We start from the raw sequence: 18,689 nt of genomic DNA, 5'->3' as shown, positions 1-18,689 counted from the left end.
ATTAATTCTGAGAAGACCTATTTAAATTTTACTCCTATTCCCGAATAACCTTCGTTACATAGTGTAAAAAACAAAAGAATATTTGGCAAACTTTTGGGATACATCAGCCTATCTGGAAGGCCGAGCTCCTCAGTTCGCCGCGCTCGAATCTGTACGGGTCGTACCACTCCCAGTCGAGGGGCACTTTGCTTCTTCCTTTGGTCATGAACTCCGCCATCGCTTGGGCAACCGCTGGGGCCATCATGAAGCCGTGGCCGCTGAAGCCTGCTGCAATATAGAAGTTGTCGAGGAGCTTCCCTATGGCAGGGTTCTTGTCAGGAGTTTTAGCGTAGAAGCCGGCCCACTGGCGAACGATGTGGGCGTGTCTGATGGGGGGAATTATCTGGACGGCGTACCTCAGCACACCCCTCAGGAAGTCGTAGGTCGGCTCGTAGTCATCGAGGCTTTTGGCTTTATGCTCTATTCCCGAGCCGCAGATTATTCCACCGTCCTCGCCGTCCTGGATGACGTAGCTGTCGTTCCAGCTCGGCGGGCATACCAACGGTTCGACCTGACCAGGCTTGAGGGGCTCCGTCTTCACGAGCTGGTGCTTGTACGCGGTTATGGGAACGAGTTCCCTGCTCAGGCCTGCCATCTCATTAATCAGCGGTGCCCATGCGTTGGCCGCGTTGAGAAGGGCGTCAACCTTAACGCTCTCCACCTTCCCGTTGCTTCTGAACTTCACCGTGATTATCTCGTCCCTCTCGCGCTCCAGAGCCACAACCTCCGTGTGCTCCCTCGCCTCAACGCCCATCTCCTTGGCTTTCATGAGATAGGCAAAGAGCGTCTTGAAGGGGTTGGCCTTTCCGTCCATCGGGTTCCAGGCCCCGGCCAAGAACGGCTCCGTGTTGAGCGGCGGGACTATTTCCTTTGCCTCGTCCATATCTATGAGCCTCGTGGGAACGCCAAATCTGTTCTGGAGCTTTATGTTGTTTTTAAAGGCTTCAACCTCCTCTTCGCTCGTCGCCAGGAAGAGGTAACCGGAGTGCCTGAAGCCTATCTCGGCCTCGAGCTCCTCTTCAAGCCTCTCCCAGCGCTCGATGGAGTACTTCATGAGCCTGATGTTGGCTTCGTCCGTGAACTGCGCCCTTATTCCCGTTGCACAGCGGAAGGTCGAGCCCGAGCCGAAGTAGTTCTTCTCGAAGAGGATTACCTCTTCCCCGAGCTTTGCCAGCTCGTAGGCCGTCGCGACGCCTATTATTCCGCCGCCGATGATCGCTATCTTACTCATCGGCATCACCCACCAGAACCTCGACGCGGACGGGCATTATCGGAACCCTCGACTTCGGGAGCGGTATATCTTCCTGCCTCTTTCCCGTCTTTCTCGCAAGGATCGAGAGCACTATCGGGATGCACGTCCTCCCCTGGCAGGGCCCCATGCCTATCCTGAGAAGCCTCTTGATTTCCTCGATGTCCGTGATGCCCGAGTCGATAAGCCTCTCGACGTCTTCAACCGTGACGTCATTGCAGCGGCAGACGATTTTCTTCCCGCTCATTCTCTCACCACCACAGCCCTTTCTGATGAAAGCGCTGGCGGAATGTTTCTGACTCCCAAACTAGCTTCAACGATATTGGGTGCCCGCGCAATTGATGCCATTCCCTTGTTCACCCCTGAAATGCGCCCTTCGGGCGCGAGATGACTGTGAACCTTACAGAGGTGTCCCATCTTTTGGCACCCATCAGATACAATCTCGGCGACCGTCATTCTCTCACCACCCTAACCGCTCTGACCTCCCAGGCAAGCTCTATCGGAACTTCCACGATGATTATTGGCGTGTCACCCTTGCTTTTCTCCCTCGGGACTACCGTGAGGACTTTCCCCTTACCAACAGGCTCCCCGACGCGGTTAAGGAGAACGACCTCCTCGCCCCTCTCCGGAACCGGCAGAAGCTCGTGGGGCATCGTTATCCTCGCCTTGTCGCCAACGTAGTGCATCATGAAGAACGCTAGGCCGGGGCATATCTGGACACAGAGGGAGCAGCCTATGCACTTGTCATAGTCAACGATGGGCAAATCGTTCGGCGTGGGCATGCTTATGGCTCCAGTAGGGCATATCTCCCTGCAGGGGGCGCAGGGTATCTCCTGCGGACACTCTGGAATTGCTACTGGCCTTTTCCTCAGCCTCTCCTCGCTCGGAAGCGGGATGAACTTCTGAAGCTCCTCGGGCGTTATGTAGCCGGTTCTCAGGTACTCAGGAATCTCGCTCATTCTCTCACCACCAGAGCTTTCTTAACACCTTCCATAGCGTGCCTGCCGAAGGGCCCGGAGCGGAACTCGTCCAAGTCCCTCTGTGCCTTCTCTATCTCTTTGACCCAGCTTTCGTCGGCTATGCCGAGCCTCAGGGCAGCGGCTATTCCTGCTATCTTGCCCTCCAGCATTGCAGTGGTAGCCTCCTCTATTCCGGCGGAATCGCCGGCCACGAAGATGCCTCTCACGGTTGTCTCCATCCACTCGTCGCGAACTGCCACGTGGCCGCTGAGCTCCCGGATGTATTTTATCTGGCAGCCTACCTGGTGGAGGAGCTCTATGCTCGGCCTCAGGCCAACGGCAAGGGCTATCACATCGACCTCGAAGACCTTCTCCGTTCCGGGAATGACGTTCCAGTTCTCGTCGAGCTGAGCAACGACGGCCCTCTCGACCCTCTCCTTTCCTTCAGCGCGAAGAATAGTGTGCCTGGTCAGTATCGGAACGCCCAAGCGCCTAACCTTGGCCGCGTGAACGAAGTAGCCTCCCACCTTCGGCATCGCCTCGACTATAGCCTTGACTTCAACTCCAGCCTGGATGAGCTGATACGCCAGAATAAGTCCCACATTGCCCGCACCAACGATTAGAACCTTGTCGCCTGGCTTCACCCCGTAGGTGTTCATGAGGGTCTGAATGGCTCCGGCGCCGTAGATTCCGGGCAGATCGTTGTTCTCAAAGGGAATCATCTTCTCCATCGCACCGGTGGCAACGATGACGGCCCTTCCACGGAACTCTATGAGCTCGCGGTTGTTTTTGACGGCCAGGACGAGCTTCTCATCCCCATCTTGGAATATTCCCACCGCCGAAGTTCCGAGGAAGACCTCGACGTTCTCCCTTCTTCTGACTTCATCCTCCAGAATCCTGGCTATCTCGACGCCCCTCACTCCAGCGAACTGCTCGCGTTTGCCAAAGAACTTGTGGGTCTGCTTGACGAGCTGGCCGCCGAGCATCGGGTTCTCGTCGAGAAGAACGATCTTTGCTCCAGCATCGGCCGCATGGATTGCCGCCATCAGTCCGGCGGGCCCACCCCCAATGATGACGATATCTGCCTTCACGACCTTGGCGTCCTTCCACTCCGGCGGCTTGGCGTCCCTCGGGAGCTCGGCCTTCCCTCTCTGACGCTCTATGGTCATGCCATCCTCGACGAGGGTTATGCACGTCCTGACGTTGGGGATTCCGTTAACAACCATCAAACAGGAGGAGCACTTCCCTATGGCGCAGAAAAGCCCCCGCGGACGTTCGGAGTTCTGAGAATAATTGAGAACCCGTATTCCCGCGGCGTGGAGTGCCGTTGCTATTGTTTCTCCCTCATAGGCTTTGATCGGTTGTCCTTCGAAGTAGATTGTTACCTCTCTTCCACGCTTAAAATGTAGAACAGGATGTTCAGTTAGGCGCACGGTATATCACCCGAGCACTTATCTGCGCATTGGCTTATGAAAATTTTTCAATCCAATGGTGGGCAACCTTTGGTTGCTGGAGGTTCCACCACCTACCAAAGCTTTATATATCTGCCCGAGGATAAGTTAGCTGGCGGCGGGCTAGGCCGGGGGGTTCGGCGTCCCCTGTAACCGGAAACCGTCGATATGCCGGGGCCGAAGCCCGGGGGGCGGTTCCCAAAGCCACCCGCGGAAGCCGGGGCACAACGGTGATCCCTCGTCCCACGGGGCCGGCGGTGGGCGGGGTCCGGCTGGAGGGCCGGACTAACGCCCTTTACCCGCCGAACCCCGCCAGGCCCGGAAGGGAGCAGCGGTAGGCGGGACGTTCGGCGCTCGTGGGGTAGCGGGGGTGAGCGAGCCCCGGTGGAAGCGGACGGTGGAGGGTTCCCACCCCCGGGCGCGCCCGCCGCCGTTAGAATTCTGGCAAAAACCTTAATAGCAAACCACCTCTTTTGCCTTCGGGGTGTTAAATATGGTGAGGCTTTCCGTTGAGGTCGCCGGTCTTAAGCTTGAAAACCCGCTTATTCTCGCCTCGGGGGTAAACGATAAGACCCCTGAACAGTGGATACGCGCTCATGAGGAAGGTGCTGGCGGCGTCGTTACCAAGTCCATCGGAATCGAGCCGAGGGCAGGTTACGACAATCCAACGATTGTGGAGCTTCCCTACGGCCTGATAAACGCGATGGGCCTTCCGAATCCCGGCTGGAAGGGCTTTCTGGAGATGGTTGAAGGCTACACCTTTGACTTTCCGCTGATAGTCTCGATATTCGGCGGAACGCCGGAGGAGTTTGCCTTTCTCGCTGAGAAGCTGAGCGAAGTGGCCAATGCCTTCGAGCTCAACCTCAGCTGTCCGCACGCAAAGGGCTACGGCATGGAAATCGGCCAGAGACCGGAGATGGTCTACGAGGTCGTCAAAGCCGTTAAGGACGCGACGGACAAGCCCGTTATAGCGAAGCTCACGCCAAACATAGACGACATAAAGAAGCTCGGTCTGGCAGCTGAAAAGGCCGGTGCAGATGCGGTCGCAGCCATAAACACGCTGAAGGCGATAGCGATAGACGTCTACGCGAGGAGGCCGATACTGAGCAACAGGGTCGGCGGCTACTCCGGGCCGGGTGTTAAGCCCGTAGCTCTTAGGGCCGTCTATGACCTTACCAAAACCCTCGACATTCCCGTCATTGGGATGGGCGGCATAACCACCTGGAGAGATGCTGTGGAGTTCCTTCTCGCTGGAGCCTCGGCGCTCCAGATAGGCACTGCCGTCTCGCTCCGCGGGTGGAGGGTCTTCCGGGAGATAAACGAGGGAATTAGGAGATACCTTGAGGAGGAGGGCTTTTCGAGCGTTAGAGAGATAGTCGGGCTTGCCCTCGAGTGAGCGAAAGAGTTATCTAGTAGAAAGACATACTATACTACTGGGATTTACTATGCCAGTCACCAAGGTGACACGGAACTACCAGATAACGATTCCGGCGGAGATAAGGAAGGCACTGGGGATCAAGGAGGGGGAGTACCTCAGCGTTGAACTAAGGGGGGACGAGATAGTCATCAAGAAGGCCGAGATGGAGTGGCCGAGCCTGGACCTTGGAAGGGACTTCACTCCCGAGGAGATAGAAATGAATACACGGAAGGCTCTAACGGAGGCTTCAGAATGGGAGGATTAGCCGTTGTTGATACCAACGTTCTCCTTTATTCAATCAACCGGAGCTCCAAGAGGTATCAAGAGACGAGAGACCTGATAGCTTCCCTCAATAAAATCGTGATACCCACGGTCGTTGTTTACGAACTTCTCTGGAACCTGGCCACGGCGGGGGTATCTCCTAAAGAGGCGAAGGGAATAATCTCCAGAATCCTATTAAACGAAAGAGTCAGCTTGGCTGATGATAGGCGGTACCTACTTTCAGCCTTTGAGCTCTTTGGAAACTTTGGCCTGAAACACTACAACGACTCCGTAATCCTTGCGATAGCCAGAGAAGTCGGAACCCTCGCAACCTACGACAAAAAGCTTAGAAAGAGAGCTTCCAAGTTTAATATCACACTGCTTCCAGGGGTGATAGAATGAAGCGCGCGGTTGTTTTGTTCTCCGGTGGACTGGACTCAACGGCCTGCCTCTACTGGGCCAAGAGAAACTACGAGGAAGTCATAATGCTGGTAATCAACTACGGGAGCAACGAGGAGCGCGTTACGAACAAAGTTGCTGAGTTCTTCTCTAAGGAGCTCGGTGTGCCTCTGAAGATCGTCAGGCTCGACTTCCTCGAGGAGTTCTCCAAACTGAGAGGAACGACCCTGGTTGGCGGCGAAACTCCAAAGGTCAGCGCGGAGGAGCTTGAGGACTTGAGCGTTGCACAGGAAACTGCGAAAAGCGTCTGGGTTCCGGCAAGGAACGTCGTTCTCATAAGCGTCGCCGCTTCGCTCCTCGATGCGCTCGGAGGGGGCGATATAATAGTCGGCTTCAACGCTGAAGAGGGAACAACGTTCCCAGACAACACGCCCGAGTTCGTCGAGAAAATGAACGAAATGCTGAAGTACGGCACCATGGCCGAAGTAAAAGTCGTTGCACCGCTCATTGACCTCGACAAGAAGGGGATAGCGAAGCTTTTGAAGGAGCTCGGCGCCAAGTACGAGTACTCCAACTCCTGCTATATGCCGAAGGGCTTCACCGAGGACGGAAAGCCGGTGCACTGTGGCGAGTGTGAGAGCTGCGTCAGGAGGCACCGCGGGCTTATGGAGGCTCTCGGCGAGGACAGGACGGTCTACGCTGTTGAGCCGAGGATTTAATCGGTGAACATGGTGGGACATCGGGCACCGCAAGATTTATAAATCTCTTCCTGCCCCTTATCTTTGGGCATGGGGCGGTAGCTCAGCCTGGGAGAGCGCCGGACTGAAGATCCGGGTGTCGGGGGTTCAAATCCCCCTCGCCCCACCACTTTCTCTAAGGGCAATGCGGTGGTAGTCTAGCCTGGTCTAGGACACCGGCCTTCCAAGCCGGTGACCCGGGTTCAAATCCCGGCCACCGCACCACAATTCGCTTCTTGGACCATTACGGTGCTCATGGGGATATTTATCCACATCCAGCTCCGATTGGTTTTAAAAGAAAAACACTGCTGTCGAACGAGACTTCTCAATGTTGCAAAAACCCCTCAGAAGTGATGAAAAACGTTCTATAGAATTCTGGTGGTCCCGCGGCCCGGATTTGAACCGGGGACCTGCGGATCTACAGTCCGCCGCCGCTCCCAGGCTAGGCTACCGCGGGACCCTACAGGCAACCCGTTCCATAATCGCCCGGGTAGGTTTATAAATTTTTCTCTCCAGTTAGGTGCGGTGAGACCATGAGGCTCTACGAACCTGTAAACCTTGCCATGCCCCTTGCCAAGAGGATCGGGGAGTTCATCATGGACAGCGGGCGTCTCCCCACGGGGGACGAGGTAAGGGGTTTCCTGAGGGAGCTCGGCATGGAGGAGGTCTGTCTTGACAGGGGGCTGGCGGTGTGCAGGGCCAAGTTTCTGATAGCCCTCGTCCTTCCCCGGGGAGGGGCCCTGGTCGTTGATATAATATCCTCCAGCGGGGAGCTCAGCGATGCACTGGAGGTCATAGCCTACAACGACAAAAAGCTCGGGGCATTCGTCGTCGAGATTCTGCCAAGCAACGACCTCGAATACGAGGGAAACATAGGGGTAGAGCCGGTAATCATAGATGAGAAAACCCTCGAACTGGAGAGCAGCCCGGTTCTCGGCCACTTCGAGGAGGATGAGGAGGGCCTCTTCCTCGTCATAGACCGCGAGACCTACGAGCGCTGGAGAAACGAAGGGGACGTTCACGTCTGCCCCCTCTGCGGCGGAGAACTCGCCTGGAAGGGAGAGAAGGCTTACTGCCAAGACTGCGGCTACGGAGTGAAGGTGGTGGGAGAATGAGCCGGGTAATAAAGGCACAGCTGGTGAAGTACTCCCGGCTCGCCCACGAGCGCGGTCTTACCGCGGCATTCGGAGGGAACCTGAGCATCAGAAAGGGGAACCTCGTCTTCATCAAGGCCACAGGGGCTGTGATGGACGATATGACCAGGGAGCAGGTGGCAGTTATAGACATGAGCGGAAGGCAGCTCTCCGGGGTGAGGCCGTCCTCGGAGTACAGGCTCCACCTCGCAGTTTACAGGAACCGGCCGGACGTTAAGGCAATAGCCCACCTCCATCCACCATACTCCATAGCCGCATCGACGCTCGTCAGCGGCGAGTTGCCAATAATAACCCCCGAGGCTGAGATATACCTCAAAAGAATCCCGGTGGTCCCGTTCAGGCCCGCTGGAACCCAGGAGCTGGCGGATATCGTTGCCGAGGCGGTACTCCAGTCGGACGCCATCATAATGGAGAGGCACGGGATAGTCACCGTCGGGAGAACCCTCAGAGAGGCGTTCTACAAGGCGGAACTCGTCGAGGAGAGCGCCCGGCTGTGGTACCTTACGGAAAGGGAGTAATGCCCCAGCGTTTTTCAATTTTTGTCGAAAACGTGGAAATGAGCGTAAAAAGAAAACGCTCACTTGACCTGCTCAAGGGCACCGAGGACTTCCCAGATGATCGTCCTCGTGTGCATGGGCATGTTCGGGTCCTCGCTTATTTCTTCCAGGATGGCTATGGCATCGGCCGCCCTGACGGCGGGCTCCTTGCTCTCGTCGAGGAGGGCTTCTATGGCCTGCTCGGCGGCGCGCCTTATGTTCCTGGGGACAACGGTGTCCTGGACAACCTGCTCCTTGAGAACCTGGACAATCTGGTTGATGAGCTCGCTCATCTTATCACCTCCTTTTCTAAAGAATTGTTACTAAAATCTCCTCGGCTTATCTTAAGCTTTCCTAACTAAAAAACTTTTCGGTTAACGTCGAAACTGCTGGGGATTCACAAAGGAAAGAAGGAGTCAGAACTCCACGCCCCTCCTGGCGAGAATGCCCCTCCGGTAGGGGTGCTTTACCTCCCTCATCTCCGTGACGTAGTCGGCAAGCTCAAACAGCTCCTCCGGACAGTAGCGGCCCGTCAGAACGAGCTCGGTGTGGGGTGCCTTGTTCCGGATAAGCTCCCTGACTTCCTCGACATCGAGCATGCCGAAGCCCAAAGCAACGCATATCTCGTCGAGTATTACCAAATCCCATTCGCCGCTTGAGACTACTTCTTTAGCGCGTTCCAAGGCTTTTTTAGCGGCCTCTATGTCATCCGGTTCGGGCTTTCCGTGGACGAACTTGGGCAGGCCGAAGGACTCAATGACCGCACCGCAGTCAGCTATCTTCTTCTGCTCGCCGTAGACGTCGGGGGCCTTCATGAACTGGAGGATGATGACCCTTCCTCCGGAGCCGAGCATCCTCACAGCGAGGCCAAAAGCGGCCGTCGTCTTCCCCTTTCCGTTGCCCGTGTATATGTGGACGAGGCCGAGTTTTTCTTTCCATGCCATGGGTTTCACCGGGTGGATATAATCGCCAGGGTTTTTAGGGGTTTGGGCAAAAAATTAAATCCGGAGAGGAGCAGGGCAAGGTTTCAAGAGAGTTAAAATTTAGGGAGGGTAACATGAGCGTATCCTCACACCATCCCCAATGTCCCCAGGGCTTTGTTTCAAGTGCAGCTTTCCTCAGGGGTCTTGGTCTTTCCATCCGTGAAGTTGCTTTTCATCCTGTACTCAACCTGTGCAGAACATAGTGAACCCCCCTTCACTTGGGAAGGGGCTTCATTTTCTATGAAAACCAGAGTGCAGGGTATAGACACATTCTGTACTTTTTCCCTCGAGTTCAGGGAGTAATTGGATGGATACAACTGCCAGGTTTTCAGGGGGTTTGGATGAGTATATTTTGTAACTCATGCTGAGCATTTGAGAACTCACTAAATCGTTAGAATGGGTCTTCAGTAGGTTTGCCAAAATTTTTATTATGTTATATGTGAATAAACTGGGTTGATGATTGAGGTAGATATCGAGGTAAATGACTTCAAGATTAGAGCAAGTGGAAAAGGCAGTAAGTCCCCGGAAGACTTCATCCTTAGAGCGAAGTTTAGGGGAAAACGGGAGTTTACACCTAAACATGCTCACTTTATAATTGATTTCTATGGCAAACTGTGCTACTCAACAGAGGTCGGACAGAGTTTGTTTAAGCTAATAACCCGTGTATATCTCGGAGAAACTCCTGAGGAGGTCCTGGAAAAACTGGATCCAGTTACCCTTAAACTGTTAAATACCTCTCCAGGTTATCCTATTGAATACATCCTTTATGCACTATGGTTATTGTTTGAGATAGAGGACATTAATTATCCTCAATCGCAGGGTAAAAATGGAAGACGTCAACCTTACCAGATGTTTGTTGACGTAATGAGCGGGATGCACCCAGTAAATGCTATGAAAAAGGCGGGTCTTAGGATATAACACACTTGGTGAGCGTCCATGAGAGAAGTTCCGTTCGAGGAATATCTGGAATTCATAAAAAAGCACGATCACGTCATTATAGGGAATCAAAGAATAGAGATTGGAAAACCCATCCCAATCAAAACATTTCAGCCTCAGAACTTCAAGCTTGAAACAACGACCGTATGGAGCTTTCCAGATCGGGGGAAATGGGCAACTCATCATGCAAATGCAAAATACAGGGGAAATTGGGCCCCACAAGTTCCACGAAACCTGATATTACAGTATACAAAACCAGGGGACGTTGTTCTTGATGCATTCTTGGGAAGCGGAACAACGCTGATAGAGTGCAAACTCCTAGGACGACACGGGATCGGGGTTGACATAAATTATGAAGCTCTAATGGTAGCATGGGATAGATTGAATTTTGAGTATGATCCCCGTAAAGAGGGGCAGCCCACGTTAATTTCATACCTTGGACTAAAAGAGAGCATTGAGTGGGTGGAGCCCCAAATTCACCTTTATCAGGGCGATGCAAGAAAATTAGACAAAATTGAAGACGAAAGCATAGATCTAATAGCTACTCATCCACCCTATGCCAATATCATCGGATACACAAAAAGAGCACGTTCTCTTGTGAAAGGGGATTTATCCAACGTTAAGTCAATAGATGAGTTTGTTTCAGAAATGAAAAAAGTTGCTGAAGAGTTCTACAGGGTACTAAAACCCGGAAAATACGCGGCTATTTTAATGGGAGACACTAGACGTCACAGACATTACGTTCCTATAGCGTTTAGAGTCATGAAAGTGTTTTTGGAAGCTGGATTTATATTAAAGGAGGACATTATCAAGGTTCAGCATCATATGAGAGGTACAGAATCCTGGAAAACAAGGAAGAGAGACTTCTATCTGATTGCACATGAACATCTGTTCGTATTCAGAAAATCGGGAGAAGGGGAGAAAATCGAGAAATTCCGGGAAAGTAGAGTGGTTTAACTTCTCCAAAGCTCAAAAAGGGAAATACCGTATTTCTTCGGCGCTGGCCTATTTCGAACGGCAGTCGTTATTATTTTGTCTATATCACCGTATTCGCTCTGTGCGATCCATCGTATGAACCGCATAAGAAACTCTCGGGGAGGATCAAGTTTGCTCTCTTTGCATCCTCTGCTACCATAATTCCAATCCTGCTCGACCATTAATAATGAGCCATAGAAAACCGTTACATCAGGGGGATCGAGTTCCATTGGGAAATTTATACCCCGAACGTCGTCTAGAACCTCATTTATGTCCTCTCCATGATTAATCCGTTCAAATGCCAAAAACACAGCCCTCGCATGCTTTTCATCACTTATCCGCTTAAGATACAAGTCAAAGAACAACCGGACATGTGTTGGGGCAAATTCTTTTCTTCCCTCAGGTTGGAGAACGACTTTAAAATCCCCTGGACATATCTTGTCCGTTCTGACAATGTAGACCTTGGTTCCGTTGGAGCCAGAATATAACAGGACCCTTCCCCCTTCTTTGATAACTCTACGGGTCTTTTTAGTCTCCTTTATTTCTGCAGGTCTTAGCTTTTGAACTATCTCAAAAACATCATCCACTTTCACGAACTTCACCAAATATCAAAAAGAAGGCAGGACTTTTTAAATAGATCGCTCTGCAACGGTTAAATACTCAACAAGCGACTTAGAAGTCATCAAAGCCCTCGATCTACCGTTGTTGACAAGAAGCTTTGCTCTTTCCCGGCCCACTTGTAATTCCGTAGGAACATTTGTAACAAGCATCTCTGGAACTTCACCCCTGCGATCGGCTTTTGAGTTTATTGGCCTCTTTGCGTAGATCTTGAGTATCTTAAACCCTTCTATCCCCTCATACAGCTCACGAACCGGCTTTACATAGGAGTTGCTTAGGATAAAGTAAACCCCTTTCTCATGGAGCTCAAGGCAGACGTCCCTAAGCCGCTCCTGGTCTTCTTTGCTGAAATCTTCCTTCGAATAGCTAGTAAAACTGGCAGTTTCTGAAACCGGGTGATAGGGGGGATCAAAATAAACCAGGTCTCCAGGCTTGGCGACTCTCAAGATATAAGTGAAGTCTTCGTTGTAAATATCGAGCTTTTTCAAAACTTCACTAACCTTTCTGAGTCGCTCTTCATCCACTATTTTAGGGTTTTTGTATCTCCCAAACGGAACGTTAAACTCGCCTTTCTTATTCTCACGGTATAAACCATTGAAAGCAGTTTTATTTAAGTACAAAAGCAGGCTCGCGAGTCTAATATTCGGAATCTCAAATCCGTTTCTGACTATCTCATTGAACTCCGCACGAGCCTTGTAGAAATACTCCTTCTCATTTTTGTGCCTCTTTGCATCTTCAATTAGTTCGTCAACATAGTCTCTAACGACAACATAGAAGTTTATTAGTTTGGGATTTATGTCGTTTATAGTCCCCCTTTTGGGCTCCATCCAGAAAGTAACCGCACCGCCGCCAAAAAACGGCTCATGGAACGTTCTATTTCTAAAGTTCTCTGGCATTAACGCAACGATTTCATGGAGTATCTGTCTCTTTCCCCCGGCCCACTTAAGGATAGGTTCCGCCATCGATTACATCCTCCCAGCCATTATTTAGGTCACGCCCTAATAAGGCATTCGATAAAATTACGTGCAACATAAATATAAAATTTTTGGTGTAACATAATATTCACGATTTATACTCAAGACCCAACCTCTTTCTAATGTAGTTAGATATGTCCAATCCCTCCCCCCGTGCCTGCTTAGAAATCGTCTCATACTCCTCCTCAGTAACGCGGATTGACAACCACTTATTCCGCTTGTTTTTGGCAGCTAATGTTCTAGCTTCAATTTCCCATATTTCTTTGAGGGCCCTAGCTTTTTTCTTAAGTGGTTTGGTGTTATTTAACCCTGAAAATTCCCTAGCAAGAATTTTCTTGAAATCCGAAACCACCTGGGAATCACCTTTAGAATACTTAGAGAACTCTGTTACGGCTAGACCAACAGCCGTGGTGGCGTTCGAAATTTCGTTGGATTTCAAAATGACCTCAAATGCCCTAATTCCTGCAAGAGGAATTTTAAGTTTACGGGTGGTAGGAGCTTGTATTTCCATGAGCCTCTTTATGACTTGCTCGAACATGGATTTCACCAAATACAGTGCAACATAAAATCTTATTTAAGAATAATGCTCAATAAAGTTCGGTGAACCCCCATGGCCTACTGGCTCTGCATCACCAACCGCGACAACTGGGGGGTTGTCAAGGAAAAGAACGTTTGGGGAGTCGCGAAGAGGCATAAAAACACCATTGCCAAAGTCAAGCCCGGTGACAAGCTTGTCTTTTACGTCAAGCAGGAGCGGAAGAATAAAGAAGTCCTCGAACCGAAGATTGTGGGCATCTTTGAGGTCGTGAGCGAGCTTTATACCGATTCAACAAAGATATTCAAGAGCCCGCCTCACCTCAGTGAGACTTACCCACTTAGGATTAAGATTAGGCCAATAAAGCTCGGCGAGCTCGACTTCAAGCCCCTCATTCCAAAGTTAAAGTTCATCACGAACAAGAAGAAGTGGAGCGGCCACCTAATGGGCAAAGCCATGAGGGAAATACTGGAGGAGGATTACAGGCTTATCGAGGGCCTGCTTTAATCTCTATTTTCTTGATAACTCCTGAAAAGCAAGGAGTTTTAAGAGTTCCACTTGCTGTTTCTCCGTGAGAATGGAAATCACGAGTTTTGAACTTTCCTCATATTTACGTAGGAGGTCATTTAATCGTTTGTTCTCCAAACTGAGTTCCATAACAGTATAACGTAGCCTTTGGTTCTCCTCTTCGAGTTGCATTATCCTGTGGGGATCCGAAGCATCCACGAGTCTTTCAAACCCCTCCAATATCATCCTCGTGAATGCGTCTGGATCACTGGCCGAGCGGGAGAGTTTCCTAACATCAATGTACCCTCGCTGGATTAGCAGAAGAAAGGCCATCTTGCCGAGTTGGGAGTATATCCTTCTCTCGACAAGCATGTCCCTAACTTCTGAACTCAAAAGCTCTGAAGCTGCCTTGTCAACCTCTCTGAAAGTTGTTGTTCTAAAGCTGTATCCAAGTTCAGTTTTGCCCGTGGTGCCCCTTTGAGGTTTCTTCTGTGTGGTCCAAAATTTGGGGGGAGCTGGGATTCCCGCGTTTTCCTTCCTCTGCCCAGAAGAGTCTGAGGATATCCTCAGTTTACTGGACTCCCACTCTTCCCTATATTCCTCAAACGCTGATATCAACCTCTCCCAGGCTTTTTTGGCCACATTCTTGTGGCGCCTAGATTTTCTGGAAGCTTCCCTAAACGATTTAGACGTGTAAAGGTGCTCAACAGTTTCCCATTGAGCAAACGTTAGCGCCTCTGGGTGGTTTTTGGCAAGCCATTCCACGAACTCCGACGGAGGGAGCATTTCCCTCCAGGATACGGGGGTAATTTTTGGACGGGACTGGGTACCGTCCCTTCTATCCTTTACCTTAAGTTCTTTGCTTGAGTTTTTGTCGGATTCAACCTTTCCCGTGTTTATCACCCATGGAATGTTTAACATTATCGTTTAAACTTTTTACGCTGAGTTCATATCGTGAAATGTTATGCAGGTGGGCACGTGGGCACTCAAATTTATCCTGACTATCACAAAGTCGGGTGGACAATTGAACTCCGTGCATTTTATGGGCTTCACAGGGTGTTTATGGTACATTGGTGGTTAGTTCCCGCGTGAGATACTCACGCGGGAGGTGGGGAAAGGTTGAATGTCCAAAATGCCCGCGTGCCCAATGTGCCCGTTGTGACCACATGTGACACAAGATAGCTCCAAATATGATACCCTATCCTGTGGCAGTGTCCGGTGGATGTTGAGCAAAAGAGCGCACTTCCTTGTCACAGGGGGTAAAACCGCCAAAGCTCATGATCACTATTCACGAAGAGCTACGAACTTTGATGAAACTTTGGGCAGGCGATGTTATCGGGGGTGTGGGGGCGGAGCTCCCTGGTGATTGGGGAGTAATGAAGGTGGGGAAACGTAGTTTCCCAGGTTTTTAGAGAAAAAAACGGGGCTGTGGGGCGAAACCCCACTTTGGGGGTTTGAGAGTACAGAGAGATAATGGGGTGGAGCCCCCTTGTCTTTCGTTATGGCGGGCCCGGCGGGATTCGAACCCGCGACCTCCGGCTTAGAAGGCCGGCGCCCTATCCTGCTAGGCTACGGGCCCTCGCTCCTATGCTTTTGGAGCGCTCTTATAAAAGTTGCGGTGGGGAGAAAAGGGAGAAACCTCACCGCCTCCTCCTGAGGAGGAGCGGTACCAGGGCAAGACCGACCACCAGAGCCGGACCGCAGATTCCATTGTTTTCCTCGGAGGTCGTCGTGGTCGTCTTCCCGAGTATCTCCTCCGGGCTCTTGCCCTCCACCATGAGCTGGGTCCACTGGTCGAGCCAGGTCTCGTAGTTCTTCTCAATCTCGTTCGGGTCAACGGTGACGGGTTTGTCGACCTTCACCGCGTACTTGAAGACCTCGGGCAACTGGACGTCTTTGTTGACGGGGTACATCCACTGGTTGAGCGGGAGCTTCTCCTGGGCCTCCTTACTGATGAGGAACTCGATGAACTTCTTGGCTAGGTCGGGGTGCTTGGCGCCCTTTACTATTCCAGCGCCCTCGATCTGGAGGTAGTTGCCCTCCTCGAAGGCAACCGCGCCGACGTTGGTGTTGTTGTCGTAGTAGACGGTCGCCGCCGGGGAAGTGGCGTAGCTCAGGACGAGCGGATATTCCCCTTCGCTGAAGGCACCCCAGGCCTCGCTCCAGCCCTTGACGATCTGGACGTCGTTCTCCTTGAGCCTCTCCCAGTAGTTCAGCCAGTCGTCGCCGTAGACCGCTATCGTCCAGAGGAGGAAGGCCATTCCCGGCGAGCTGGTGCGCGGGTCTTCGATTATGAGCTTGCCCTTCCACTCGGGCTTGGTGAGGTCTTCGAGGCTCTTGGGCGGGTTCTGGACCATGTCCCTGCGGTAGTTGATGGCTATGTAGCCATAGTCGTAGGGGGTGAGGTGGAAGGTTGGATCGAAGCTGTCGATTATCCACTGGGGGATTACGTCGGCGTTGCTTGGTTTGTACGGCTCCAGGATTCCCGCGTCAATGGCTTTAGCCAGGTAGCTGTTGTCTATTCCAACGACGACATCGGCCTGCGGGCTGTCCTTCTCAAGGATTAGCCTGTTGAGAACCTGTCCCGCGTCGCCTATGAGGACGAGGTTGACCTTGACGCCGTACTTCTCCTCGAAGATTGGAACGATCTCCTTCATCCACCACTCTATGCTGTCGTAGGAGTAGACCGTCAGCTGCTCCTGGGCTTTAACGGGCTTTGCCGCCCCGAGAGCACCGAGGAGCAGGAAGGTGAGCAGCAGGGTGGCAAGCTTTCTCATTTTTCCACCTCCATGAACCGGTTTTGGGTTTTCATAAGGGGGTAATAGACGGAATTAAAAAGCTTTGCGCCCCAGAACTGTGCCCTAAAAAGTATCAGGATAAATAGAGAATGGTCATCCCTGCGGCAGGTGGACACCGCCGGTGAAGTAGACGTAGAGGAAGTAGGAATAGATAGCCAGCAGCACTCCCCCGGTAAGCCTGTCTATCCTGCCGGTGAAGCGAAGAACGGCCGTCAGTATGGCCATAACAATGAGAGTCAGCGGCAGCGTGAAGGTGTAGATCGTGGAGTCGACGTATATCGGGTTTATGAGGGCCGCTATGCCGATGACCATGAGGATGTCGAGGATGTTCGCACCTATTATGTTGCCAACGCTTATGTTCGGGAGCCTTTTGAGGGTGGCCGTGAGGGAGTTGGCCATCTCCGGCAGGGACGTGCCGATTGAGACCATGGTGAGGCCTATGACGACCTCGGGGACTCCAAAGGCCCTGGCCATCGTGACTGCGCTGTCCACCACGAGCTTCGCACCGGTCACGACGAGGATGCCGCTCCCGAACATTATGAGGGCATCCCTCTTCGGGTTTCCGCGCCCACCCTCAGGGAGCTCCTCAAGCGTCATGTGCTTCCGGTAGAGGTAGTAGAGGAAGCCGAAGTATATCAGTATCAGGCTCGCTCCGTCGAGCCGGCTTATCTTGCCGTCGTACATCAAGAGACCCGCATAGGCGGTGACGGCTATCATGAAGAGCGCATTCCTCCAGGCGGTTTTCTCCACCTTCAGGGGGTGGAGCAGGGAGGACACACCGAGGATCAGGGCTATATTCGCCAGGGCGCTTCCAATCGCGTTACCCAGCGCAATATCTGGCTTTCCCTGGTAGGACGAGATCGCGGAGACCGTAACTTCCGGCAGGGTGGTGGCTATGCTGGCCAGAACGAGCGCTATGATGAACTCGCTCACCCCGAAGCCCTTCGCAACGCGCGAGGCAGCTTCAACAAAATAGTCGCTCCCCTTGATGAGCAGGATGAGGCCGACCGCGAAGAGTATGATTTCAACTATCACTTTCTCCCACCAGAATAGGGCTGGAAAGAAGGCTTAAAAGTTTATTTGAACTCGTGGCCTTCGCCGCCTTTACCCTCCATCTTGATGACGTAGTCCGCCGCGTTCTGGAGTGCAACCGAGAAGCCGGGCTCCACACCGATGACTATTGTATCTTTTCCCCTGCGCTTGGCCTCGTTAACTATCGGCAGGAAGTCCGCGTCCCTCGTTGCCAGGGCTATGACCTCGACGTCGGAGTTGTAGATGAGCTCCATGGCCTCTATGGCTATCCTGACGTCGGTGTCCCCGGCCACTATGATGGGCTCCAGCCCCTGGTTAACGACCGCCTCTATGAGGCCCTGGGGCGCGTACTGGTTGAGGACGACCTTAGCAACGCGTATTTTTCCTATCCTTTCGAGGGCTTCCACTATGTCCTCGAGCTTTATTCCAAACTCCTTGCGCAGGATGTTGGGGCCGTCTATGATGAGCCCGATGCTCTTCATTTTTTTGGGCCTTTTGGGTTCCTCCCCCACTCCTTGAACCTCTTTTTCACCCCTCCGCAGGATCTTAAAGAAGCGCTCCTTCATCCTTCCTCACCGCCCCCTAGGATTATGGTGTAGTCTGCAGCGTGCTTTAAAGCGGCGGAAAAGCCCGGCTCGATGCCGATCACTATGGTCTCCTTGCCCTTCTCCTTTGCCTTGAGGATGACCGGAAGGAACTCTGCGTTCCTGGTGGCTAGGGCTATGACGTCTATGTTTGGGTTGTAGATCTCGCGCATAGCCTCGACGGCCAGCTTTACGCCGGTTTCTCCTGACACAACGACCGCCTCGAACCCCTGGTTTGAGACGGCCTCTATCAGCCCCTGGGGTGCGTACTGGTTGAGTATGACCTTGGCGACCCTTATGTCCCCCAACCCCTCAAGGGCCTCAACGATGTCCTCAAGCTTCACTCCAAACTCCTTGCGCAGGATGTTGGGGCCGTCTATGAGCAGGGCTATCTTTTTACCTCGGCTGATCTTTCTCTTCATTGTTCCGATGCTCCTCATTCCATCCTTTGTCATAGAAATTATCTTCTCCCAGTTGCCGCCCGGCATAGGAGTCACCGTTGAAATGGTAGACAGCGCGGCGCCACGTGGACTACGTATCAATAA

At 52.4% G+C, this 18,689-nt stretch carries 24 protein-coding genes, 4 tRNA genes and 1 other RNA gene; 12 read left to right on the top strand and 17 right to left on the bottom strand.

Going from position 1 to position 18,689, the window contains the following annotated elements; all coding sequences use genetic code 11:
- Positions 1-103 precede the first annotated feature (103 nt).
- The 5 genes from E3E36_RS03120 to E3E36_RS03100 are packed head-to-tail and all read right to left on the bottom strand — an operon-like array spanning position 104 to position 3,680.
- The gene (locus tag E3E36_RS03120) at positions 104-1,270 is read right to left on the bottom strand and encodes an FAD-binding oxidoreductase (protein ID WP_167894729.1); all 1,167 of its coding nucleotides are present in this window, start codon (positions 1,268-1,270) and stop codon (positions 104-106) included.
- Positions 1,263-1,535, bottom strand: a complete 273-nt coding sequence (locus E3E36_RS03115; protein WP_167893919.1) for a (2Fe-2S)-binding protein — start codon at positions 1,533-1,535, stop codon at positions 1,263-1,265. The genes E3E36_RS03120 and E3E36_RS03115 overlap by 8 nt, the downstream gene beginning before the upstream one ends.
- Positions 1,532-1,744: a hypothetical protein gene (locus E3E36_RS03110; RefSeq protein ID WP_167893918.1), complete on the bottom strand. Its 213-nt coding sequence runs from the start codon at positions 1,742-1,744 to the stop codon at positions 1,532-1,534. The genes E3E36_RS03115 and E3E36_RS03110 overlap by 4 nt, the downstream gene beginning before the upstream one ends.
- Positions 1,741-2,247: a 4Fe-4S dicluster domain-containing protein gene (locus E3E36_RS03105; RefSeq protein WP_167893917.1), complete on the bottom strand. Its 507-nt coding sequence runs from the start codon at positions 2,245-2,247 to the stop codon at positions 1,741-1,743. The genes E3E36_RS03110 and E3E36_RS03105 overlap by 4 nt, the downstream gene beginning before the upstream one ends.
- Positions 2,244-3,680, bottom strand: coding sequence for an FAD-dependent oxidoreductase (locus E3E36_RS03100; RefSeq protein ID WP_167893916.1), 1,437 nt, complete (start codon positions 3,678-3,680; stop codon positions 2,244-2,246). Before E3E36_RS03100 ends, E3E36_RS03105 begins: the two co-directional genes overlap by 4 nt.
- 134 nt (positions 3,681-3,814) lie before the next feature.
- Between E3E36_RS03100 and ffs the strand changes: the two genes are divergently transcribed.
- The 7 genes from ffs to E3E36_RS03065 all read left to right on the top strand — a co-directional run bounded on the left by ffs (position 3,815) and on the right by E3E36_RS03065 (position 6,737).
- Positions 3,815-4,128: signal recognition particle sRNA (ffs, locus tag E3E36_RS03095), an RNA gene on the top strand.
- Positions 4,129-4,191: 63 nt separating this feature from the next.
- The gene (locus tag E3E36_RS03090) at positions 4,192-5,094 is read left to right on the top strand and encodes a dihydroorotate dehydrogenase (protein WP_167893915.1); all 903 of its coding nucleotides are present in this window, start codon (positions 4,192-4,194) and stop codon (positions 5,092-5,094) included.
- A gap of 49 nt (positions 5,095-5,143) precedes the next feature.
- Entirely contained in the window at positions 5,144-5,380 is a 237-nt protein-coding gene (locus E3E36_RS03085; RefSeq protein WP_167893914.1) for an AbrB/MazE/SpoVT family DNA-binding domain-containing protein, read from the top strand.
- Positions 5,368-5,778 (top strand): PIN domain-containing protein, encoded by a 411-nt coding sequence (locus tag E3E36_RS03080; RefSeq protein ID WP_167893913.1) that lies wholly within the window; start codon positions 5,368-5,370, stop codon positions 5,776-5,778. Before E3E36_RS03085 ends, E3E36_RS03080 begins: the two co-directional genes overlap by 13 nt.
- On the top strand, positions 5,775-6,494 hold the full coding sequence (queC, locus tag E3E36_RS03075) for a 7-cyano-7-deazaguanine synthase QueC (protein ID WP_167893912.1): 720 nt from the start codon (positions 5,775-5,777) through the stop codon (positions 6,492-6,494). Before E3E36_RS03080 ends, queC begins: the two co-directional genes overlap by 4 nt.
- 71 nt (positions 6,495-6,565) lie before the next feature.
- Positions 6,566-6,642 (top strand) — tRNA-Phe (locus tag E3E36_RS03070).
- Between the two features lie 17 nt (positions 6,643-6,659).
- Positions 6,660-6,737 (top strand) — tRNA-Gly (locus tag E3E36_RS03065).
- A 154-nt stretch (positions 6,738-6,891) separates the two neighbouring features.
- Here the strand turns inward: E3E36_RS03065 and E3E36_RS03060 are convergent.
- A tRNA-Tyr gene (locus tag E3E36_RS03060) sits at positions 6,892-6,969 on the bottom strand.
- Positions 6,970-7,045: 76 nt separating this feature from the next.
- On the opposite strand from E3E36_RS03060, the gene E3E36_RS03055 reads away from it, so the two are divergent.
- Together E3E36_RS03055 and E3E36_RS03050 are read left to right on the top strand one after the other, a co-directional pair.
- Complete coding sequence (locus tag E3E36_RS03055; RefSeq protein ID WP_167893911.1) at positions 7,046-7,627, top strand: hypothetical protein; 582 nt, start codon at positions 7,046-7,048, stop codon at positions 7,625-7,627.
- Positions 7,624-8,184 (top strand): aldolase, encoded by a 561-nt coding sequence (locus tag E3E36_RS03050; protein WP_167893910.1) that lies wholly within the window; start codon positions 7,624-7,626, stop codon positions 8,182-8,184. The genes E3E36_RS03055 and E3E36_RS03050 overlap by 4 nt, the downstream gene beginning before the upstream one ends.
- A 59-nt stretch (positions 8,185-8,243) precedes the next feature.
- Here E3E36_RS03050 and E3E36_RS03045 read toward each other — a convergent pair whose 3' ends face one another.
- On the bottom strand, positions 8,244-8,495 hold the full coding sequence (locus E3E36_RS03045) for a UPF0147 family protein (RefSeq protein ID WP_167893909.1): 252 nt from the start codon (positions 8,493-8,495) through the stop codon (positions 8,244-8,246).
- 123 nt (positions 8,496-8,618) lie between these two features.
- The gene (gene cobO, locus E3E36_RS03040) at positions 8,619-9,146 is read right to left on the bottom strand and encodes a cob(I)yrinic acid a,c-diamide adenosyltransferase (RefSeq protein ID WP_167894728.1); all 528 of its coding nucleotides are present in this window, start codon (positions 9,144-9,146) and stop codon (positions 8,619-8,621) included.
- A gap of 495 nt (positions 9,147-9,641) precedes the next feature.
- Between cobO and E3E36_RS03035 the strand changes: the two genes are divergently transcribed.
- On the top strand, positions 9,642-10,103 hold the full coding sequence (locus tag E3E36_RS03035) for a hypothetical protein (protein ID WP_167893908.1): 462 nt from the start codon (positions 9,642-9,644) through the stop codon (positions 10,101-10,103).
- A gap of 18 nt (positions 10,104-10,121) precedes the next feature.
- Complete coding sequence (locus tag E3E36_RS03030) at positions 10,122-11,078, top strand: DNA methyltransferase (RefSeq protein ID WP_167893907.1); 957 nt, start codon at positions 10,122-10,124, stop codon at positions 11,076-11,078.
- On the opposite strand, the gene E3E36_RS03025 is transcribed toward E3E36_RS03030, so the two are convergent.
- From E3E36_RS03025 to E3E36_RS03015, 3 genes are all read right to left on the bottom strand, one after another.
- The gene (locus E3E36_RS03025; RefSeq protein ID WP_206203463.1) at positions 11,075-11,701 is read right to left on the bottom strand and encodes a hypothetical protein; all 627 of its coding nucleotides are present in this window, start codon (positions 11,699-11,701) and stop codon (positions 11,075-11,077) included. The two genes, E3E36_RS03030 and E3E36_RS03025, sit on opposite strands and share 4 nt — an antisense overlap.
- 24 nt (positions 11,702-11,725) lie before the next feature.
- Positions 11,726-12,676: a DNA adenine methylase gene (locus E3E36_RS03020; protein WP_167893905.1), complete on the bottom strand. Its 951-nt coding sequence runs from the start codon at positions 12,674-12,676 to the stop codon at positions 11,726-11,728.
- Positions 12,677-12,776: 100 nt separating this feature from the next.
- Positions 12,777-13,226 (bottom strand): plasmid mobilization protein, encoded by a 450-nt coding sequence (locus E3E36_RS03015; RefSeq protein WP_167893904.1) that lies wholly within the window; start codon positions 13,224-13,226, stop codon positions 12,777-12,779.
- Positions 13,227-13,298: 72 nt separating this feature from the next.
- On the opposite strand from E3E36_RS03015, the gene E3E36_RS03010 reads away from it, so the two are divergent.
- A complete protein-coding gene (locus tag E3E36_RS03010) occupies positions 13,299-13,730 on the top strand; it encodes an EVE domain-containing protein (RefSeq protein ID WP_167893903.1) in 432 nt (143 codons plus the stop codon).
- A gap of 3 nt (positions 13,731-13,733) precedes the next feature.
- Here the strand turns inward: E3E36_RS03010 and E3E36_RS03005 are convergent, their stop codons facing one another.
- The 6 genes from E3E36_RS03005 to E3E36_RS02980 all read right to left on the bottom strand — a co-directional run bounded on the left by E3E36_RS03005 (position 13,734) and on the right by E3E36_RS02980 (position 18,632).
- Entirely contained in the window at positions 13,734-14,633 is a 900-nt protein-coding gene (locus E3E36_RS03005; protein ID WP_167893902.1) for a hypothetical protein, read from the bottom strand.
- Between the two features lie 599 nt (positions 14,634-15,232).
- Positions 15,233-15,309: transfer RNA gene (locus E3E36_RS03000), tRNA-Arg, on the bottom strand.
- A gap of 61 nt (positions 15,310-15,370) precedes the next feature.
- A complete protein-coding gene (locus E3E36_RS02995) occupies positions 15,371-16,507 on the bottom strand; it encodes a thiamine ABC transporter substrate-binding protein (RefSeq protein WP_167893901.1) in 1,137 nt (378 codons plus the stop codon).
- 114 nt (positions 16,508-16,621) lie between these two features.
- A complete protein-coding gene (locus E3E36_RS02990; RefSeq protein ID WP_167893900.1) occupies positions 16,622-17,563 on the bottom strand; it encodes a calcium/sodium antiporter in 942 nt (313 codons plus the stop codon).
- 41 nt (positions 17,564-17,604) lie between these two features.
- A complete protein-coding gene (locus E3E36_RS02985) occupies positions 17,605-18,126 on the bottom strand; it encodes a TIGR00288 family NYN domain-containing protein (RefSeq protein WP_167893899.1) in 522 nt (173 codons plus the stop codon).
- Positions 18,123-18,632 carry a TIGR00288 family NYN domain-containing protein gene (locus E3E36_RS02980; protein ID WP_167893898.1) on the bottom strand — a complete coding sequence of 170 codons (510 nt, stop codon included), beginning with the start codon at positions 18,630-18,632 and terminating at the stop codon, positions 18,123-18,125. Before E3E36_RS02980 ends, E3E36_RS02985 begins: the two co-directional genes overlap by 4 nt.
- Positions 18,633-18,689 lie beyond the last annotated feature (57 nt).

The organism is Thermococcus sp. M36 (assembly GCF_012027355.1).
Lineage (GTDB): Archaea > Methanobacteriota_B > Thermococci > Thermococcales > Thermococcaceae > Thermococcus.
This window is presented reverse-complemented; position numbering and strand designations above follow the sequence as displayed.

Coding starts and splice junctions, on each gene's coding strand:
- E3E36_RS03120 (WP_167894729.1), bottom strand. CDS start 1,270: ATGAGTAAGATAGCGATCATCGGCGGCGGAATAATAGGCGTCGCGACG.
- E3E36_RS03115 (WP_167893919.1), bottom strand. CDS start 1,535: ATGAGCGGGAAGAAAATCGTCTGCCGCTGCAATGACGTCACGGTTGAA.
- E3E36_RS03110 (WP_167893918.1), bottom strand. CDS start 1,744: ATGACGGTCGCCGAGATTGTATCTGATGGGTGCCAAAAGATGGGACAC.
- E3E36_RS03105 (WP_167893917.1), bottom strand. CDS start 2,247: ATGAGCGAGATTCCTGAGTACCTGAGAACCGGCTACATAACGCCCGAG.
- E3E36_RS03090 (WP_167893915.1), top strand. CDS start 4,192: ATGGTGAGGCTTTCCGTTGAGGTCGCCGGTCTTAAGCTTGAAAACCCG.
- E3E36_RS03085 (WP_167893914.1), top strand. CDS start 5,144: ATGCCAGTCACCAAGGTGACACGGAACTACCAGATAACGATTCCGGCG.
- E3E36_RS03080 (WP_167893913.1), top strand. CDS start 5,368: ATGGGAGGATTAGCCGTTGTTGATACCAACGTTCTCCTTTATTCAATC.
- queC (WP_167893912.1), top strand. CDS start 5,775: ATGAAGCGCGCGGTTGTTTTGTTCTCCGGTGGACTGGACTCAACGGCC.
- E3E36_RS03055 (WP_167893911.1), top strand. CDS start 7,046: ATGAGGCTCTACGAACCTGTAAACCTTGCCATGCCCCTTGCCAAGAGG.
- E3E36_RS03050 (WP_167893910.1), top strand. CDS start 7,624: ATGAGCCGGGTAATAAAGGCACAGCTGGTGAAGTACTCCCGGCTCGCC.
- E3E36_RS03045 (WP_167893909.1), bottom strand. CDS start 8,495: ATGAGCGAGCTCATCAACCAGATTGTCCAGGTTCTCAAGGAGCAGGTT.
- cobO (WP_167894728.1), bottom strand. CDS start 9,146: ATGGCATGGAAAGAAAAACTCGGCCTCGTCCACATATACACGGGCAAC.
- E3E36_RS03035 (WP_167893908.1), top strand. CDS start 9,642: ATGATTGAGGTAGATATCGAGGTAAATGACTTCAAGATTAGAGCAAGT.
- E3E36_RS03030 (WP_167893907.1), top strand. CDS start 10,122: ATGAGAGAAGTTCCGTTCGAGGAATATCTGGAATTCATAAAAAAGCAC.
- E3E36_RS03020 (WP_167893905.1), bottom strand. CDS start 12,676: ATGGCGGAACCTATCCTTAAGTGGGCCGGGGGAAAGAGACAGATACTC.
- E3E36_RS03015 (WP_167893904.1), bottom strand. CDS start 13,226: ATGTTCGAGCAAGTCATAAAGAGGCTCATGGAAATACAAGCTCCTACC.
- E3E36_RS03010 (WP_167893903.1), top strand. CDS start 13,299: ATGGCCTACTGGCTCTGCATCACCAACCGCGACAACTGGGGGGTTGTC.
- E3E36_RS02995 (WP_167893901.1), bottom strand. CDS start 16,507: ATGAGAAAGCTTGCCACCCTGCTGCTCACCTTCCTGCTCCTCGGTGCT.
- E3E36_RS02985 (WP_167893899.1), bottom strand. CDS start 18,126: ATGAAGGAGCGCTTCTTTAAGATCCTGCGGAGGGGTGAAAAAGAGGTT.
- E3E36_RS02980 (WP_167893898.1), bottom strand. CDS start 18,632: ATGCCGGGCGGCAACTGGGAGAAGATAATTTCTATGACAAAGGATGGA.